Genomic DNA, 19350 nt, shown 5'->3' with positions numbered 1-19350 from the left:
TCAAGGTTTGAAAGTACCGTCAAGGAAACCGTCAAGTGTTTTCTGAGTATATTCCCATGTGTTTTCAAACCCTACAATTGCCCCGCCAATCCCGCAGGTAATACCACCAATAATACCGCCAACGATCATACCAACGCCCTGACCAATAGTACCAAAGCCAAGGACCCCACCACCGTCACCGCCGTGTTTACCGCCAATAATAGCTCCGGCGGCAAAGCCCGCCACCGCGCCCAGCGTCGCACTAACCACCGCTTCGCCGATATTGCCAAAGATATCCCACGGACTGCTCCAGGAGTACGCCCCGGATACCACACTCATTTCTTCAAAAGAAAGTTCTTTCATCATTTAGTCCTTATATAAACTTGTATATTCCAGATGGTATAAATTTATCAATCACATATGCTGTGCTGATGGGTGGCTATTTTCAGGTCTTCCGCTAAAAAAACAACTTTAGTTTCATGAATGTTCTACAGTGCAAAATAAAATAAGAAATAAAAATATGATTCAGGCCCCATCCTGGCATCCGCGGGAATAAACATCAGACGTTAAGCAACCTGCGATAACCAGTATGCTTCGCATGTATATGCGTTGCGGCACTGACAGAACAAAGCACCGGCCCTGGTCAGTCGCAGAAAGAGAAGCGAGAGAAATGATTAAATTTTCTGAATCACAAAAAATTAGATTCACCCAGGTAATATTAAAAGCAATATAGCTGGTGACGTCAGATACAAGTCAGCGTAACAGATAACAGCAAAACCACAGAACCGATATGACAAATGTTTCCCGCCTTAGCCACAGCAAGTTTAAATCTGCACATATCTCTACCCTATCCTCATTTTACCTGCTGCACCACAAGATGTTTCAAGGTATCGCAGAGACCAGTAAAGACGATAATACAACAGTCATTAATAATAAACCTAAAGTTATTAACAACATCGCCATTATTATAAACGTTCCACTAATGTGCTGTCGTAATAAAAGCAAACTATATGCCATCATTAAGATTAAACCCGATCATTTAAGCACTTAACAGCTATTAACTTTGTTTAACTTTATAATTGTTCTCTGCGCATCATTTTTTACGCCTGAGCTCCCGGTTATGGCGGCCGGCGCATCCTGTTCCACTTAAATCAGCAAACCACATCCAGAGGTTAATCGACAGTTATTCACCCCCTTCAGCTTTATTAAAGAAAAATCAGATGAGTATTTGTGCGAGCCGCGATTAATATAGCACCGCTTACCCACACAAACCGTTAACACAAACCGTTAAATGGTTAAAGAGTAAGTATATACGGATACATACGGGATCAGTTTCTGAAGTCTAATTTCGGCACCTTTTCCGGTATTAATAATTTAACTTTAAATGAATGGATTAAACGGATGAAAAAAACAATTCTGGCTATGGTTATTACTGCCTCTGCGGCTTTCAGTGCTCAGGCTTTGGCAACAAACCAGGCTGAAGTGACTATCCTGGGCGAAGTGGCAGACTCCCAAACCTCTTGCGTCGTCACGCCAACCGGTACGCTTAACAACGGTATTGTTAAGCTGATGACGGTGACCACTGCTGAAGCTACTGGTCAATCAGCGAATACCTTATTTAAACACCAGCAGTTTGGTTTCCAGGTGACTGATTGCGCTATTGGCGGCCCGGATGAAAACAACGTAACCGGCCTGAGCGTTAAAGTTACCGGTACGACCTCTTCATCACCTGAAATTCTGGATAACGTGGCAGCTAACGGTGCCGGAAACATCGGTATCGGTATTCAGAAAAAGAGCAACAGCGCGCGTATCCAGTTTGATGGCACTCCGCTTGCCGAATCCTATACCCCACACCAGGCAACTAACCTGGAGTACCTGGCAGGTTATGTGAAAGTCAATGCCGCTAACCCGGTCACTGAAGGTCCGGTGAAAGGCATTGCGACCTTTACCATTGATTACACCATCTAATTAATTTTTAAAGGGTCTGTCATTCCGGCAGACCTTTTTAATTAAATGCTGAAGGAATCTAATGTACCAGATGATGATCAAGGCAACCCTTGCCTTCGCCATGATGCTGAGTGGTTTTGCGCATGCAGGAATTGTTATCGAATCAACCCGCTATCTTTATAAAGAAGGCGCTCGTGAGATATCTGCGCAAATTGATAATAAAGACGAAATGCCTTATCTGATCAAATCATGGGTTGAAGCGCCAGAAGGGAAAACACCAGCCTTCATAGTGACACCTCCGCTTTTTCGCCTGGAGATGAAGCAGAAGAATACTGTCCGTATATTCTCTGTAGCTAGCATCAATGCTCCCACTGACCGCGAATCATCCTATTTTTTTAACATCATGGCGATACCACCGTCTGATGATACCTATGCGAACAGCAATACTATACAGCTCGCCGTCAGGCATCGCATGCGATTAATCTATCGGCCCAAAGCGTTAGCTGAGTTATCCAATAATACCGAAGCCCAAAAAATAGAGTGGCGCAGAGCGGGTAAACAGCTCACCATTAAAAACCCGACGCCTTTCTTTTACTATTTTAGAAACGTACAAATTGGCGCCAATGAATATCAGGCAAAAATTAAATTCATTGAACCCTTTTCATCAAAAGTTATAACGCTAAAAGATAACGGTAATGCTACCAAAGTCACGTGGAAAATAGTGAATGATTATGGAGGAGCAGGTTCCCTCTATTCATCGCAACTGCCATAAACAGTTCGCATTTATAAATGGATGTTTTTATGCCTATAGAACACAACAATACCTTCAGGCTATCTACGATCTGCATAGCTATTATTACTATAATGACGGCGAGTATTCACACTAAAGTGAACGCCCGTGAATTCTTTGACCCGACATTCATTTCATCAGTCAATGGAGGTGACACATCCAACATTCCCGATCTGTCAGTTTATCAATCGGTCAATGCCCAGGCTCCGGGAGACTATCGGGTTGATGTTGTTTTTAATGGCCGTTACCTGGAAACCAAAAATGTTAAATTTATCACGGACACCCGGAGCAATAAACTCGATAAAAAGCTCAATCTTATTCCCTGCTTTACGTTAGATGTACTCTCGCAATATGGTGTCAGAGTCAAGTCATTCCCTGAGCTCAAGGAGAGTGAACAAGGGTGTAGCAATTTCGATATCATCCCGGACAGCAAAACCATTTTCGATTTTGCCGCTCAGCGCTTAGATATTTCCGTGCCTCAGGCCGCGATAAGTACCGTGGCCAATGACTACATCCCGCCGGAAAAATTTGATGACGGCATCAACGCCATGTTTGTAAACTATCAATTCAATGGTTCTCAGGATTATAAAAGCGATAATGAATACTATAGCCTGAACCTGGAATCCGGGATAAATATCGGCCCGTGGCGGGTCAGAAACCTGAGCATGTGGAATAAAAGCAAGGGTGAATCAGACCATTTTGATTCCGCTTATCTTTATCTCCAACGCAGCTTACGCTCTATCAGCAGCAATCTGATCATCGGTGAAAGCTCTTCCCTGTCCGGCATATTTGACAGCGTCCCCTTTTCCGGGGTGCAGCTGGCGACGGATACCAGCATGCTGCCAGAAAGTATGCGCGGCTATGCTCCGGTAATCCGTGGTATTGCTAAAACCAACGCCCGCGTTGTCATCAAGCAGAACGGCTATCAGGTTTACCAGACCTACGTCGCCCCAGGCGCCTTTGAAATTACCGACATGTATCCGAGCGGCGGCAGCGGCGATCTGTACGTGACGGTTGAAGAGTCCGACGGCTCAAGACAGAACTTCATCGTGCCGTTCGCGGTCCTGCCGGTGATGCTGCGCGAGAAGCAATTCGAATATGAAATCACCTCCGGGAAGTACCGCCCGTATGTGGGCACCATTGACGACACGCCCTTTACGCAGGCCACTGCCAAGTATGGATTGACATCCAGCGCCACGATTTTTGGCGGCGTACAGGCATCGGCCAAATATCAGGCTCTTTCAAGCGGGATTGGCTATAACCTTGCCAGTCTTGGCGCCCTCTCGGCAGATGTGACCCAGGCATGGTCTAAAAAACGCTATGACGATAAAACGTCCGGCCAGTCGTGGCGTTTACGCTACGGTAAAAATATTATTGAAACCGGGACCAACTTTACCATTGCCGGCTATCGCTACTCGACAAAAGGGTTTAACACGCTCTCTGAGGTGCTTAACACCTATGCCCATGACGGGTATTACTACTCCGGCCGTTCTTTACGCAATCGCACTAACTTCACCCTGAACCAAAGTCTGGGAAGAGCGCATGGCAGCGTATCCATCAGCGCGCTTGTAGAAGATTACTGGGATAACAAGCGTACGAATAAATCATTGAGCCTGGGTTACAACGGCGGCTGGCGGGGAATTAACTACTATCTCGGCTACAGCTATAGCCGCTATACCTGGGGGATTCACAGTTCCAGCCGCGAATCGCGAAACGATCAGCGCGTTGCCCTCACCATCTCCATACCGCTGAGCAACTGGTTGCCCAATACCTATGCCAGCTATCAAATCACCGAAAGTAGCCCAGGCTCCACGGATCAGTACGTCTCTGTAGGCGGTATAGCGTTGGAAGACAACAACCTCGACTGGAACATCCAGCAGGGCTATAGCAATCGTGAATACTATAGCGGCGACATTCGGGGAGCATACAACGGCTCTCGAGGCAGCGTAAGCGCTGGCTACAGCTACGACAACAACAGCCGACGGTTCGACTACGGCGCCAATGGCAGTCTGATTGCACACGCGGACGGCATAACGCTTGGGCAGAATATCAGCAACGCAGCGGTCCTGATCAAGGCCCCTGGTTTAGACAACGTCAGGCTCAGCTCGGACTCCACTATCGTCACGGACGGTCGCGGCTATGCCATCGTTCCCTATATTACCCCCTACCGCAGTACCGACATCACTCTGGATAGCACGTCCTTTGGCGAAGAGATGGAGCTGATGCAGACCACCCAGCGGGTTGTCCCTACGCGAGGCGCCATTGTTCGCACAAACTATGCCGGGAATATTGGGCTGCGGGCATTTATTCATCTTAAAACGCCTTCAGGCCGCGAAGTGCCTTTTGGCGCCATGGTCACGCTTTCCGGTGCCGCCAAATCTCAAGCCAGTATCGTGAGCGACGCCGGTATGGTCTATATGACCGGCCTTCAGCCAACTGGCGTACTGACGGTAAGCTGGGGGAAAAAAGCAGGCCAGCAATGTACCGCCATATATACCTTGTCCGCCGGCCAGAAGAAAAATTCCGGAGTCAGTCAGGCTGAAGCCTTGTGTCGATAATCATCATAACGAGATGAGTGAAATGAAAAAAATGATTGTACTGCTGGCCGCCGTCTTTTTCAGTAGCGGGGTTTCAGCTGCACGGCTATGCACTTATACGGATGCTGCCGGCAACGATGGTGGTGTGGAAGAGCGCCAGGGTATGACGTTATATCCTAAGATATCGGCCGATCCTGCGCTTCCGGTTGGAGCATTTCTTTATTCTAAGACAATAGGCGGCATGGATTTGCACCACAGGCTGTTCCGGTGCAATCCCGGCGCAGAATATGTCGTCGAAGTGAGCACTTCGCAGGTTCCAGGAGTGACTCTCCGCGGTATGCCCGTTTATGAAACGGGCGTATCCGGTATTGGTATTCAATTTAGCGATATATTCGCCAGCCGCGTCGGCAAACAGGTTCCCGGCGAGGCCGGGTCCTGGCCGACGCCTTTTGACAGATCGGCACAGTTTCCCGCCACACCGTTCTTCTCTGCGTGGCTGGTTAAAACGGGCCCCATCGATACCAGCGGGGCGACTAACATCAATGTCGAAATTACGTTTCGCGTGAGAGACCCGGCCTATCCAACGTATGAAAGGGGGGGCGCGATCTACTGGGTAAATCCCAAAACAACAAGAGTTTCCTTTCGTAATGAGAGCTGTAATATTTCGGTGAAGGGTCCCAGCACGGTCAATCTGCAAAGAATTAATAAAAGCGAGTTGTTAGCGCTTTCCTCCGGCGCGGCAACCGGCAAAGGCAAAACCATTGACATGAATATTACCTGCCCCAGTGAATTGCAAGGCCAGAAGCTCACCTACTGGTTTAACCCAAAAAGCTCGGTGACCGGCGATATTGGGGTAATGGAAAATGCTATCCTCCCAGCGCCGGGAGGTAGCGGCGCCAAAAATGTCGGGATCATCCTGAAAAAAGAGGGTAATCCAGTGAAATTTTATGATACCGATGCGTACAATATTACGTCCCTTAGCCTCGATCAGGATATCAGCTTAACCGCTGATTATTTCAAGATGAATAATGATATTTCAGATGGTCTGGTCAAAGCGGTGATAGAGGTTGTGATCCAGGAAGATTGATCCCCGGGCCCGGAATATATAATGCCCTCCGCAAGGGGGCATTATTCATCGGGCTGGTACAACTATTATAAATATCATTAGACAATTTATCCCACATGCACTCTTGCATCCTGAGTTCCACAAACTGCCCGCGATACACAGCAGACTCATGCAGCACAAAAACCTTTTGCCGCAAATCGTTATCACTTAAATAATCTGAGTGGCAGAAAACGGCAACGCCGGGAGCCCGTACCAGCTGTACCCCAGTAAATGACCGGGGTGAGCAACAAATCTGTCCAGAACAGATTCACATGCTTCGACGCGGCGACACGTAAGGGCGAGGTTCCCGGATGAGCCGGGTAATAAAACCAACGCCCATGCGCATAAAGTATGGCGGCGCCACGGCGGGCGTTCGTGGTGATCCAGTGTGGAGACAGGCAGCGCGCAGAAACCAGCGCGTACGCGTAGTACCTGAGAATTTCGGCACTGCTCAGGTCCAAAGTGGCAAGTAAAATAGCCATGATAGGACAGGCGCTTAGTCAGACCTGAAGTTCAGCACAGCATATCGCCCCCCAGCCTGGCTGCCATTAACGCAGAGATGAGCTCTTTCTACGCTTTCGTTTGACACGTCCAACCTCCTCAACAGGCTGCAGCCCTTCAGCCGGCATCACGATGAGGTAATATCTCTAGGGTCAAATAAAGCAAAAATAATAACAAAGATTCATTATGTAGCTTTCCTGTTTACGTGATTATGTATCCCTTTTCGCCAGGAGATCAATACAATGAAAAATGGCAGCAATGAACGATATAAATGGTTAGCAGATGCGCATACGTATTATGTTATTAACGACTGCGTGACGTTTCAACCTGCGACCAATATGTTATGCAATATCCATAATCCGGCGTTGAAGGTAACGCTGAGTGTCCCCGCAGGTCGCTGTTTGCAGTTACTCATTAATAATATCGGTAATATCGTGACACAGCAGGATTTTATGGATATTGCCTGGAAACAGAGTGGTATGAAGGTGACCAGCAACACCTACTATCAAAATATCTCAATTCTCCGCAGAAGCCTTATCCACGCCGGGCTGGAGGATAATACCATTATCACCCTTCCCCGTATTGGGCTTACTCTGGCTACAGGTACCCAGATTCGGAAATTAGTCACGGAAACCACTCCTGAAGTCGAAACCGGGGCTGGCCAATCCGACGAAAACACGGTGGTGGAAGAATATAGCCATCGGCTTCCCGCCACCACCCTGCCGACTACCTGTGAATATGCGGAACAAGTTTCCCCATCTCCTGCAGCAGAGCACCGTTTCCTTCCCCCCTCGCTTACCAGAACAAATATATACCGGATGGGCTTTAGCGTAAAAAATGGCGTTCTGCTGGCGATAAGCCTGGCATTCATCACGCTGCTTTTCTCATATCTGACAGCGATAAAAGACAACTATTTCTCTGACTATGTAAAGATTGCTACAGCTCAGCGCTGCCACGTGCTATCGGCAAAAGCGGTATCCGAGAGTGTGAAAATGGAGGTACTCAATAAATATGACCAACATATCACCGGTGATTGTGTTAACTACCCCTGGGTATACGTAACAACGCTGGCTGACTTTCCCCGAACGTCGATCATCCGCTGTAATAAACCATTCACGCAATCTACTTTATGTATTTCAGAATACTTCATTGAATAACAGCTTAAGCACTACGCGATCATTTTCCACTTTTCCGGTTTACAGGCGCAGGAAAAAGCAATATCGGCCGTGGATTGTTACTTAAACGGTGCCGGCCAGTCAGCTATCCACTCTGCGGCAGACTCCCTCTCCCTCACATAACTCCGCTTACCCTTTCATGGCTTACGAAAGCAGCTCATACACCCCGAGCGCATCGGCAGATCGCCCGACGACAACGCTGTGACGCCAGATCAACAGTGGCTTTCCTTACTTACGTTAAGACGACAGACATGAACTCCAGGAGAGGTAGCGCCCTCTGCCGTACAGTCAGAAATTATCTTGATGAACAGAATACCCCTCCCACATGGCTGGCGAGCAATCATGGTGATTCACCGTAACGGTATAAATAAGAATTTTCGCCAGGCGCCATAATATGCAGAGCTTAATCTATCATTTATAATTTTTTTTGAATGTGAAAAGTTCTTAATTTTTATCTGCATCCGCCGAGATAAAGCCCTCCTGTTCCTGAAAGAGTTTTATATAATCCATGCATAGATATTACATTATTAACAACATTGTTGAATTTCACCCCACGACTCGCCAGTTAAGGAACCTTATCAATCCCACGCAAATGGTGGTCTTAAACTCTCCTGCAAGTCGTTGTTTATTACTATTAATTGAGAGTTCAAATACGATAGTTACACAGCAGGAATTTATGTATAACGTCTGGGAGAAACTCGGGCTCGTCGTTTCTGCAAATACCTACTATCAGAATATTTGTCTACTCCGAAAGGGTCTGAAAGAAGTTGGATTTCCCGCCGATCCTATTACCACGATACCGCGTATCGGTTTAACGTTGGCCCGTGAAACGCAGGTTCAGGTTATTGAATCCGCCGATATCCTGCCGATCGCTAATGTTGAGGAGTCAAAAACCGAGGAGGGTGCCCGGCCTGTCCACCACGATACGCCTGACTCAGCGGACTCAGACCATATCGGCAGTTTACGGGCGTCGGAGCCGGTATCAGGAATAGTCGCAGCGGTTCCCGACATACCTGCCGAACAAAGTCTGAATAAAGCAGGTATCAGGAAATTCAGTAAGCTTTTTTTTTTAATCACCGCGCTTATTTTTTCTATCCTGCTGGCCGATATCAAAGTCATACTCGCTCAGTTCCAGGGAAGTCGATACTTCGAAAACTACATGCTTGCCGTAAACACCAACGGCTGCCACTTTTTTCTTAATAAAGAGATTCATAACACCGATGAGAAAGCGGCGGCGCTCACCTATGGCAATCAATTCAAACCTGACTGTAAAAAATTCCCATGGGTATACATCAGCCGTTATGCCATGCTACCCAGGGCTTCCGTTATTCGGTGTAACAAACCTATGACCCGTCCCAACTACTGTATTTCAGATTATTTTATTGAGGATCATTAAAATGATACATTACCGAACTTCGGTGTATGTGCTTTGCGTATGCCTGTTTTTTACCTTAATCCTGGCAGGCTATTCATTATGGAAACGCTCTCAGCCTCCTGAATTTACATGCAAAGCTAACTTTGTACAGCATAATACTGATGAACAACTCAATATTTCACTCACTTACAGGATAAACAAAGATAGCGGCCTGCTCAGTATGAATGGCTACTCCGTTAACGACAAAACGAAAAGATTTAACCGCAAGATATTCTTCAACATTCAAAGGAAGAATAACACCTACCATTTGACCTCAGTGACCAATGTGATATTTCCTGATGAAAGCATCAGCAGCAGTTGGTTGGAAAAATATGAGCCATTATTTTTCATCTATCCCCAAAAAGACATTTACGTAAAAATGATTGAACAGCAGCATAGCTATTTATTTATCTTCTCTACGTTACCGGCCTATGTATGTCATAAACAAGACGACATCTGAGGCGTATTATTAATCAGACTCATCATTCTCGCCGCTCTCGTCTAAGGAAAACCGCAAAAACGAAGCATATGCGCAGCAGTAAACGACTCAGATACACCAGTGATGCGCAACAGCATGCGCTATCCTGATGGCGAGATAATCCATAACATCAGCGTATCATATTGTCCGCAAGGCGACCTGTCGGTAACGGCAGTTAAGCCAATAGCAGATAGCGTGAATCATTGCCGACAGCAGGCGGCATTTTTCTTCGTATTTAAATATCTCGATATTTTTTACAATAGAATGTTGGCATGCTGTGCAAATAAAGCACCGGGTTATGATATTCATCATATTCAATTTTAAACGTAATCTCTTTCCCTGGTTCATAAAAGAAAGCCGGAAAATGGTCATCCGCATTGCTGTCGCTACTGCTATCGGTGCTAAGATGCTCAACATATTGATTTTTAAGAACATAGATATCATCATGATTAATATAGGTAAAATTAATCACTCTACTGATCTGCGATCGTCTGCCGTTCTCCTCGGCGATGCCATAAATCGTGAGTTCACCTTTATGGTTTCCTAGCGTAAAGCCAATGTTTGAATCCAGACGAAAATCATCATGAATCAGAGTGTGGCGGCTCTGACATACTATTATTTTATTTGGAATAAATGGTTCAAAATAATAAAAAATGATAAACAGCACCACGACCAATAACGCAGAAAGACAATATATTTTAACGCGCATTAGTGTACCTTCATGGTTTTCATTATTGTCAGGGAGCGACAGTTTTGATTCTTTTTAGTGTAAACAGAACAATACATAAAATTTAAGCGGGTATTCATAGGGGAAGCGGTAAAATAGACAATAGTTTTGTCAGAACACGGCAGGCCTAGCGTATTGAGGATTTTCTTAATTTCAGTGACAGCGTATTTTTGGTCTGCCACAAAGACAGTACAGCCCTCAAAAGAGAGTTTGCTATAGTCCGAAAAGGCTTCACCTCCCGGTTTATGAAGAAATGTCATGATGCTGAATAAAACAATAGCGGATATAGTGACAATGCCTGCATTTCTTAGCCACTTAATATGCCGTTTGCTACCTTCATGAATCCCCCCTTCTGCTGCTGAACTTTCAAAAAAATCGGCCTCTTGTGGCGCGTTTCCTGAATCATCTGACTCGACATCGTCAGCCTCAACACGCTCAGACCTGTCAATGACAATACCCATAATATCATTATGGATACTTCCTTCCATGTCCTGATTTATATTGTTGTCAGTTTGTTGCTCATTATTCTTCTCAGGATACAGATATGTTACTTTGAGCCTGTTATTAAACCGCAAACCATGTCTGGGCACCGTATCAATAACATCCAGACATCCTATGGCGGCCAGCGACTTTCTGAGATGTAAAATACATTGATAGTAGGTGTTTGGACTCACCCCGGCATTACGTTTCTCCCCCCACCCACAAAGAATCAATTGATCCTGAGAAACAACCTTTCCCTGGTTGTTGAGTAAAATTTCAAGGCAGCAGCTCGCAGGTACATGAAGCTTAACTTCTTTTGAATTCAGCCTGTCCACAATCATTCTTTGGGATGGCGTGAATACAACATCCTCGCCAATAATATAGCTTTGGATGTTATCTGAGCGATCCATATTGCGACACCCTTTGTTGCATGCATTTTTAAAATCAAATAGTTAGTCGTTAGACTAAAGAAAGTTCAAAATAGTTAAGAAGATATAAACCTATCAACTTAAATTTAACGCTATCCAATGGCAAAAAATCCATATTAAAACATTAAAAATGCGATAGGTATCGATTTATTTCATCAACGCTCACCAACTGATGACTAATTTGTTTCCAAATTGATATTGATGTAACTGATTATAAATTACAACAAGTCGTTACAGGATAAGAAATTTGTTACCCGTAAAGCCACGACATTAATTACCAATTCCCGTTAAATGTTTCGAACTTTTCATCCAAAAATTTAACGTATTGGTAACCAATGCTATATTCAACTGATATTTGGCGTTCAATAAAATAGAGCGGGTCCCTGTTTAGATCTTTTATGCATGGACAGGCTTATTCGATAACGCCACTCTTTTTTTTGCTGAACGTCATGGATAACGCGCACAGCGCTCGGTGGCAACAATAATCGCTATCTGGATTTAAGAGGGGGAGTGCAGATTTGTCAGCAGGCGACATAAATGGACGGGAACGGGTGCTGGCCTCGGTAATTCGCGGCCATTATCAGGTCGGCAGACTGTATATCATGCAGGATGCCTCCTTCCATCGCCGGGGGCTGCACGCCAGGCACAACTGAGTGGCGGCAAGGGGCTGGGAATAAGGTGGCACACAGGCAGCAAATCACGCTGTACCATAGGTATTTTTCATCGCCATATCCCCAATAATACCCAGGCAACGGCAGGGATTGCCGGTTGCTGAGAAACCACGGAGGAAGCAGATGATTCATCTGGCCGGTGCTACGCTTTAGCCGGCGCGGTGAACCTGCGCCAGCGACGAGAAATGCGACCAGACAACTATTCGGTGGGCAATACGCCTCCTTTAGCCCAGTGCGTTTTGGGTATTTCGACAATGACCACATCCACGCTCTCCGCTTTGCATTTCAGCGTTTCAACCGCGACCCGGGTCACTTCACGGGCAAAATCGCGCTTCTGTTCAGGCGAGCGGCCAGGCTGTAATTCTAAACGTAAAACAGGCATATTTTTTCTCTCCGGTTGAGACCCCGTCTGAGGGTCGATGAATTAATCTTTACCGAAAGGTGAGGACCAATAAATGTGTGTTAGGTTGAGTGAATCAGAACCTACAGGTTGTTAATCATGGATAAACTTGCCGGAATGGAGATGTTTGTCAGAGTTGTCGAGTGCGGCAGCTTTGCCTCAGCGGCCGATGTCAGCGACGTATCGGCCACGATGGTTGCCAAACAGATCCGGGCGATTGAACAACGGCTTGGCGCACGTTTGCTGCACCGAACCACGCGTCGCCAACAGTTAACCGAAGTCGGGCAGCTCTACTATGAGCGTTGTCGCCGCGTACTGGCAGAATTCTCTCTCGCCGAGCATAGCGCCATGGAACTGCAATCGACTGCCAAAGGGCTGGTTCATATGGTCGCGCCGGTCAGCTTCGGCTGTCAGATACTGGTCCCGGCGTTGAGCCTCTACATGGCGCAAAACCCGGAGGTCAACGTCATGCTGACGCTGGATAACCAGACGCCAAACTTGAGTAGCGGGAATGCTGAGTTAGCTATTCATATTGGTGAGATTCAGCAGAAGGATATCGTTGCCCGGCCGCTGCACGCCTATCGTCGGATCCTTGCCGCCTCTCCCGACTACCTCCGTCAGCACGGGACACCGACGCATCCGGATCAGCTGAGTCACATGAGCTGTCTGGGGATGTCCTACTGGATACATCAGGATCGCTGGGAGCTGATGGGGCCCGATGGCGAGATCGTTAAAGCGGTAGTGAAAGGCCGGTTTATGTCTAACCAGGGCCATGCGCTGAGGATTGCCGCACTGAACGGCTGCGGTATCGTGCTGCAACCGGAATCACTGCTAAAGGAAGATATCGCCGAGGGACGCCTGGTGCCGGTGCTTCCCGAGTGGTCCTATAAGCCAACGCCGATGTATCTTATTTATCAACAGGATACCCGTCCATCAGCCAAGCTGCGCAGCGTGATTGATTTTCTGATACAGCGCTTTGGCGCGCAGAATAATGGATGAAACGACTTCAGACCGATGTCTGCACCGCCCCGTCGGGTCAACACGCCCGTTTTAACGGCGGCAGAAAACACGCGGCCGGAGGCCCTGGCCTCCGGCAGACAGATTTATGACGACGTCTTCTCCAGCGCCTCCCACAGCCCCAGCAGGTAGGTTACCCCCAGCGCGCGATCGTAAAGGCCGTATCCGGGACGCCCGGTTTCACCCCAGATAAACCGGCCGTGATCCGGGCGGATGTAGCCGTCAAAACCGTTATCATGGAGGGCCTGCATAACGCGATACATATCCAGCGAGCCATACTGCGACGGATGAGCGGATTCGTAGAAATCTTTATCCTTAATCAGCTTAATATTGCGCACATGGGCAAAATGGAGGCGCTTACGACGCGTGAATTCGGCAAGAATTTCATAGACGTTATTATCCGGATCTTCCGCAATTGACCCGGTGCACAGCGTGATGCCATTCGCCGGTGAATCCACGGCATCACAAATCTTCGCCAGGTCATCGCGATTCTTCACCACCCGCGGGAGGCCAAAAATAGAGTACGGCGGATCGTCCGGGTGAATCGCCATTTTCACCCCCACTTCCTCGCACACCGGGATAATTTCTCTGAGGAAATAAAACAGATTTTCCCGCAGCTTAGTATCATCGACACCGCTATAACGGGCGAACAGCTCCTGCACTTTCGCCAGCCGCTCGGGCTCCCATCCCGGTAACGCAAAACCGTTGGCGTTATCGAGAACCTCTTTGACGACCTCTTCCAGACTCTTATCGATACCGCTTTTTTCGAAGGCCATCGTCAGTGAACCATCCGGCAGGACGTAGTTCATGTCGGTCTTCATCCAGTCGAAGACCGGCATGAAGTTATAACAGATGACCTTGACGCCAAAACCCGCCAGATTACGGATCGTCTGTTTATAGTTTTCAATGTAGCGATCGCGTGCCGGGGTGCCTATTTTGATGTCATCGTGAATGTTAACACTTTCAATCACTTCCATTGTCAGGCCCGCGGCATGGGCCTGATCAACCAGGGCTTTAATCTTTTCGACTGGCCAGACTTCTCCGGGAGCAACGTCATACAGTGCCCCGACAACACCTTCCACACCCGGCACCTGTCGGATGTATTCCAGTGGGATTTTGTCTTCCTGTGGCCCAAACCAGCGCATTGTCATCTGCATTTTTTATCCGCCTTAATCGTTGCTGCTATGCATTTTACGAGATGTACCATACTAGTATTGAGTAGCATATGCAGTAATTATCGTTTGATCAACCACCTCGTTAAAAAAGAGTGACGACGCGATAAAAAGACTCATGGGCTGAACGGATCTTCATTATCTCTGTTGCGGTTAATTGTTTTTATATTGTAAAAAAATAACAAATTCAGTTTAAATTAATCATCCTCTATAACACGATTTTATTTTTAGCCATTTAATTCATCCCGGTTTTTATTTCAGGTTATGAATATCGACGACGGAATACATGCGTTAAGTCACAATTTTATCATTACATCTTGTATGGTAGTAGACAATCAATGAAAAGGAAGCTTACCCTCAACGCCATTATGTTCCCGTCATACACCGGCCCCGGCTTAACGCTGGGGATGCGTAGTAAAAGCGACATCGTGTACGGAGTTTTTATGTCACTGATAAACAATAGCTTTATGATAACCAACGCGCCAGGTCAGCGGCTGTATTCTGAGATAGCAAAAGCGTTACCGATTATTGATTACCACTGTCATCTTGATGCCAGAGCCATTTGGGAAAATAAACCGTTCACGGATATTACTCAGCTCTGGCTGGAGGGCGATCATTACAAATGGCGGGCAATGCGGGCGAATGGAATATCTGAACAAAAAATTACCGGCAATGCTTCCGCCGAAGAAAAATTTGCAGCCTGGGCGCAAACTGTCGAAGCCAGTTTTGGCAATCCCCTTTATCACTGGACCCACCTTGAGCTGAAACATTATTTTGCGATCGACGAAACGCTTAATAGTAAAAACTGGCGCGATATTATGGCACGGTGTAATGCGCAATTACGCCACGACGATTTTTTACCCCAGGCGCTCATCCGCCGTTCAAACGTTGAAGCGCTGTGCACGACCGACGGGCCGCTCGACGACCTGGAATACCATCGGCTGCTGGCAGCAAAAAGTGATTTTTCCCCTCGCGTTTTGCCAACATTTCGTCCTGATGAGCTGTTCGACGCCTGCCCCGATCGCTTCCTGACGTTCGTCTCCCGACTGGCGCAGAAAACCCAGCGGGCGATAACCTCGCTGGATCGGTTCCTGGCCGCTCTCGAAGCGCGTGTTGATTTTTTCCACAGCACGGGCTGTCGCGTATCGGACCACGGTCCGCTGGCGATCCGGTTTTGCCCGCTTGATGAGGCCGGGCAGGCCGCGCTGTTTCAGCGTCGGCTGGCAGGAGAGACGCTGGATGAGCATGCCCTTCAGGCCTGGGAAAGTATGATTTTTGTCGCGCTGGCCAAAATGTACAAACAGCGCGACTGGGCCATGCAGATTCACTTTGGCGCCATTCGTAACAACAACGCGACCATGTTCAACAAGGTCGGCATCAACTGCGGCTTTGACTCGATTGGCGATCAAACTCACCTTGCGCAGAGTCTGAACGCGTTGCTTAACGCCATGGTGGAGAATGACGGTCTACCGAAAACCATTCTTTATAACCTCAATGCCAGCTATAACGACGTGGTCGCTTCGACTCTCGCCAACTTCCAGAGCGGCGAGGATGGCATGAAATCACCGCTGCAGTTCGGCTCCGGATGGTGGTTTAACGATACCCGACGCGGCATGGTTAACCAGCTCAATACGCTGGCCGAGCAGGGGCTGCTGGCCAACTTTATCGGCATGCTGACTGATTCGCGCAGCTTTGTCTCCTACACCCGACATGATTATTTCCGCCGGATCCTCTGCGACCTGGTTGGTGGTTGGGTAGAGAAAGGTGAAGTGCCGGAAGATCGCGCCATCCTCGACGCCATGATCCGCGGTATTTGCGTGGACAACGCCCGTCGTTATTTTCGTTTTTGACCCGTCAGATACAGGGATAAACTATGACTCGTAAGAACAGAAAAGTGACCATCCCCGTCAGTATCGGCTACGGTCTGACGGATATTATGGGCGGCGGCGCATTTACCGTCATTGGCGCATGGCTGCTTTTCTTCTATACCACGTTTGTCGGCCTGTCGCCGATTGAAGCGGCGTCGATTGTCGCGATCGCGCGTATCGTGGATGCTATTGTCAGCCTGTTTATGGGCAGCTTCACGGACCATTTCTATAAAAACTATTTGGGTAAGAAATTTGGCCGGCGGCGCTTTTTCCTGCTGATCGGCGCACCGCTCATGCTGGTTTACACCCTGCTGTGGCTAAACGGCATGAACTACTGGTTCTATCTCGCGGTGTATCTGGCTTTTGAGATCATTGCCGCCATGGTACTGATCCCGTGGGAAACGCTACCCTCAGAGATGACCAAAGATTTTAATGGCCGGACCAAGCTTTCCACATGCCGGATGTTCCTCTCGGCATCCGGGACCTTTCTCGCCACCTTTATCCCCGGCCTGCTGATTGGCGCACTGGGTGAAAATAATGCCGACGCCTATCTGGTTAACGGCGTGGTGTTTGCCGTGATGTTCATGGTCTGCGTCTTTATCTCGTGGAAAGTGACCTGGGAACGCGAGCTGACGCCGGAAATGCTGGCGGAAATGGAAAAAGAGCGCAAGTCCACCACGGCGGCCGAGAAGTTTGTCGCCTTTGGCAACCTGTTTAAGGAGTATGCCTCTACTCTGAAGGTGCGGGCGTTCCGTAAGCACCTGGCGATTTATCTCTTTTCCTTTACGGCGAAGGACGTCTACAACACCGTGTTCGTCTTTTTCTGCGTCTACTGCCTGAACGTCTCGTCCTCTCTGGCGGGCACGCTGCTGTCGATGAGTATCGTCGGGCTGCCGGTTACGCTGGCGGCGGGCGTAGCAATCATTAAGTATGGTCCCTCTCGCCTCTATGTCTTCGCCTATAGCCTGATGCTGCTGTGCCTCGGCGGGTTCTTCCTGGTGTATCAGTTCCCGACCGACAACAAGGTGATGCTGCTGGTGATCATCGCCGGTATCTATCAGGTTAGCCGCTGCGTGCTGGAATTTACGCCGTGGAACGTCTTTCCGTTTATTCCCGATATTGACGAAATGATTACCCGCCAGCGCCGTGAAGGCCTGTTTGCCGCGGTGATGACGTTCTCGCGTAAAACGACGGTCGCCATCGCTACCTTTGCCGTGGGCCTGCTGTTGCAAAGCGGCGGTTTCGTGAAAGGGAGCCAGACTCAGCCTCAGGAAGCGATTAATACCATCGCGACGCTGCTGTTTGCCGGCACCGCCGTGCTGCTGCTGATTGCTCTGTGGCAGGCGCTGACCTTCCATCTGAACAAACGTACGCACAAGATTTTTGTCGATGAGATTGAGCGCCTGAAGGCGAACGGTCTTCAGCAGGACGTCACGCCTGAAGCGCGCCATGTGGTTGAAGACCTGACGGGTTATCGCTATGACACGCTCTGGCGCGATACCCCGCCCGAGCGAGCAAAGGCGGGCGAACCCACCTCGGTACTGAACTGACAGATACCGCCGGCAGCGGCATCATGCCCGCTGCCACGCGGTTGCCCTGCCCGGCTGACCCGATTAAGGTCAGCCGAACCATCGCCGTCTCTTATCCGCCAGACATGCTCCTGATTTGATCATTCGACGACGACAGACGCATAAGCCGCGCAAGTGAAGCCGGAGCAGTGCAAAGAGGTGGATTTAAGGCACATTCTCGCGATGGGGCAAGCGGATTATTTCACCATCTTCTGCGTTTTCTCGACATCCTTCAGTCCGCCTTCGTTGACGGCATTCTTATAGCCCATACTTTGCAGCATTTTTTCTGCTTTGCCGGACTGGTTCCCCGTATTGCAGTACAGGTGCAGCGTGTCATTCTTATCTTTTGCCACTTCGCCGATGCGCGCATCCAGCTGTTTCAGGGGAATATTCACCGCTCCTTCTACATGCGTTTCCTGAAACTGGTCTGGAGTGCGGACATCAATCCAGTGCTCAGCCGCCCACAGTGAGGTGGACGCCATCAGCATGGCGCCGGTCAAGATCGTTTTTTTCATTACCCGGGTCAGATTAAACATGACGATAGTTCTCCTTATTTGTTTTTCCTGGTCACCAGGAATGATACTAGCGAAGGCATCCCGGGCAATCTTTGACCTGATCAGGAAAATGGGCAGAAAGCGGATACTCGATGATATGCGCGCAGAGGCAACACGGCAGGCAAACTGGCGGTCCCCGTTAAAATTACTATGCTTAAAGACAGCGTCACCTGTTTCAACGTTGATTTTTATAGGGAGTATGTATGGGGTTCTGGAGAATTGTTTTAACGATTATTTTGCCGCCACTTGGCGTATTACTGGGTAAAGGATTCGGCTGGGCATTTATTCTGAATATTGTACTGACCTTGCTGGGTTATATCCCCGGCCTGATTCACGCATTCTGGGTGCAAACGCGCGATTAACCAATATCATCATGACGGCGCAACGGCGCCGTTTATTTTTTCAGGTATTTTTCATCTGAATCTTATTTTATTTTTACGCGATTACCTGCCGCTACCGAATGGCGAATGGCGAATGGCGAATGGCGAATGGCGAATGGATTTTAATTCGGCAAACTGAATGCAACAAAAAACCCGCAC

General features: G+C 48.2%; 17 protein-coding genes. 11 read left to right on the top strand and 6 right to left on the bottom strand.

The genetic code is table 11. The features are described 5' to 3' along the window. The gene (locus ROR01S_RS11480; RefSeq protein WP_255265542.1) at window positions 1-345 is read right to left on the bottom strand and encodes a hypothetical protein; all 345 of its coding nucleotides are present in this window, start codon (window positions 343-345) and stop codon (window positions 1-3) included. 1035 nt (window positions 346-1380) lie between these two features. Here ROR01S_RS11480 and ROR01S_RS11475 point away from each other — a divergent pair. The 7 genes from ROR01S_RS11475 to ROR01S_RS11445 all read left to right on the top strand — a co-directional run bounded on the left by ROR01S_RS11475 (window position 1381) and on the right by ROR01S_RS11445 (window position 9908). Continuing rightward, window positions 1381-1947, top strand: coding sequence for a fimbrial protein (locus ROR01S_RS11475; protein WP_032716440.1), 567 nt, complete (start codon window positions 1381-1383; stop codon window positions 1945-1947). 61 nt (window positions 1948-2008) lie between these two features. Further along, window positions 2009-2698, top strand: a complete 690-nt coding sequence (locus tag ROR01S_RS11470; protein WP_032716439.1) for a fimbrial biogenesis chaperone — start codon at window positions 2009-2011, stop codon at window positions 2696-2698. 29 nt (window positions 2699-2727) lie between these two features. Further along, window positions 2728-5274 carry a fimbria/pilus outer membrane usher protein gene (locus tag ROR01S_RS11465; protein ID WP_064359497.1) on the top strand — a complete coding sequence of 849 codons (2547 nt, stop codon included), beginning with the start codon at window positions 2728-2730 and terminating at the stop codon, window positions 5272-5274. Between the two features lie 22 nt (window positions 5275-5296). Further along, the gene (locus ROR01S_RS11460; RefSeq protein ID WP_162268835.1) at window positions 5297-6340 is read left to right on the top strand and encodes a fimbrial protein; all 1044 of its coding nucleotides are present in this window, start codon (window positions 5297-5299) and stop codon (window positions 6338-6340) included. A 761-nt stretch (window positions 6341-7101) separates the two neighbouring features. Further along, a complete protein-coding gene (locus ROR01S_RS11455) occupies window positions 7102-8016 on the top strand; it encodes a winged helix-turn-helix domain-containing protein (protein WP_064359495.1) in 915 nt (304 codons plus the stop codon). Window positions 8017-8542: 526 nt separating this feature from the next. Then, window positions 8543-9430 carry a winged helix-turn-helix domain-containing protein gene (locus tag ROR01S_RS11450; RefSeq protein WP_073972297.1) on the top strand — a complete coding sequence of 296 codons (888 nt, stop codon included), beginning with the start codon at window positions 8543-8545 and terminating at the stop codon, window positions 9428-9430. Between the two features lies 1 nt (window position 9431). Continuing rightward, window positions 9432-9908, top strand: a complete 477-nt coding sequence (locus tag ROR01S_RS11445) for a YqeJ family protein (RefSeq protein WP_015585256.1) — start codon at window positions 9432-9434, stop codon at window positions 9906-9908. 253 nt (window positions 9909-10161) lie between these two features. On the opposite strand, the gene ROR01S_RS11440 is transcribed toward ROR01S_RS11445, so the two are convergent. The 3 genes from ROR01S_RS11440 to ROR01S_RS11430 form a co-directional block, all read right to left on the bottom strand. Beyond that, window positions 10162-10635 (bottom strand): YqeJ family protein, encoded by a 474-nt coding sequence (locus ROR01S_RS11440; protein WP_064357581.1) that lies wholly within the window; start codon window positions 10633-10635, stop codon window positions 10162-10164. After that, window positions 10635-11543, bottom strand: coding sequence for a winged helix-turn-helix domain-containing protein (locus tag ROR01S_RS11435; RefSeq protein WP_064359493.1), 909 nt, complete (start codon window positions 11541-11543; stop codon window positions 10635-10637). Before ROR01S_RS11435 ends, ROR01S_RS11440 begins: the two co-directional genes overlap by 1 nt. A gap of 888 nt (window positions 11544-12431) precedes the next feature. Continuing rightward, window positions 12432-12653 (bottom strand): 4-oxalocrotonate tautomerase, encoded by a 222-nt coding sequence (locus ROR01S_RS11430; RefSeq protein WP_285910855.1) that lies wholly within the window; start codon window positions 12651-12653, stop codon window positions 12432-12434. 78 nt (window positions 12654-12731) lie between these two features. On the opposite strand from ROR01S_RS11430, the gene ROR01S_RS11425 reads away from it, so the two are divergent. Continuing rightward, the gene (locus ROR01S_RS11425; RefSeq protein WP_044348406.1) at window positions 12732-13631 is read left to right on the top strand and encodes a LysR family transcriptional regulator; all 900 of its coding nucleotides are present in this window, start codon (window positions 12732-12734) and stop codon (window positions 13629-13631) included. A 104-nt stretch (window positions 13632-13735) separates the two neighbouring features. Here ROR01S_RS11425 and uxuA read toward each other — a convergent pair whose 3' ends face one another. After that, window positions 13736-14806: a mannonate dehydratase gene (uxuA, locus tag ROR01S_RS11420; protein WP_015585261.1), complete on the bottom strand. Its 1071-nt coding sequence runs from the start codon at window positions 14804-14806 to the stop codon at window positions 13736-13738. A gap of 458 nt (window positions 14807-15264) precedes the next feature. Here uxuA and uxaC point away from each other — a divergent pair, with 458 nt between their 5' ends. Both uxaC and ROR01S_RS11410 read left to right on the top strand, forming a co-directional pair. Further along, a complete protein-coding gene (gene uxaC, locus ROR01S_RS11415) occupies window positions 15265-16671 on the top strand; it encodes a glucuronate isomerase (protein ID WP_064359502.1) in 1407 nt (468 codons plus the stop codon). A gap of 23 nt (window positions 16672-16694) precedes the next feature. Beyond that, entirely contained in the window at window positions 16695-18239 is a 1545-nt protein-coding gene (locus tag ROR01S_RS11410; RefSeq protein ID WP_064359492.1) for an MFS transporter, read from the top strand. Window positions 18240-18454: 215 nt separating this feature from the next. Here ROR01S_RS11410 and pspE read toward each other — a convergent pair whose 3' ends face one another. Next, entirely contained in the window at window positions 18455-18793 is a 339-nt protein-coding gene (pspE, locus tag ROR01S_RS11405; RefSeq protein WP_015585264.1) for a thiosulfate sulfurtransferase PspE, read from the bottom strand. Window positions 18794-19014: 221 nt separating this feature from the next. On the opposite strand from pspE, the gene ROR01S_RS26110 reads away from it, so the two are divergent. Further along, window positions 19015-19173: a YqaE/Pmp3 family membrane protein gene (locus ROR01S_RS26110; protein WP_015585265.1), complete on the top strand. Its 159-nt coding sequence runs from the start codon at window positions 19015-19017 to the stop codon at window positions 19171-19173. Window positions 19174-19350 lie beyond the last annotated feature (177 nt).

This window comes from Klebsiella ornithinolytica NBRC 105727 = ATCC 31898 (assembly GCF_001598295.1).
Classification (GTDB): domain Bacteria; phylum Pseudomonadota; class Gammaproteobacteria; order Enterobacterales; family Enterobacteriaceae; genus Klebsiella; species Klebsiella ornithinolytica.
The sequence above is the reverse complement of the archived record's forward strand: the minus strand, read 5'-3'. Positions and strand labels throughout refer to the sequence as shown.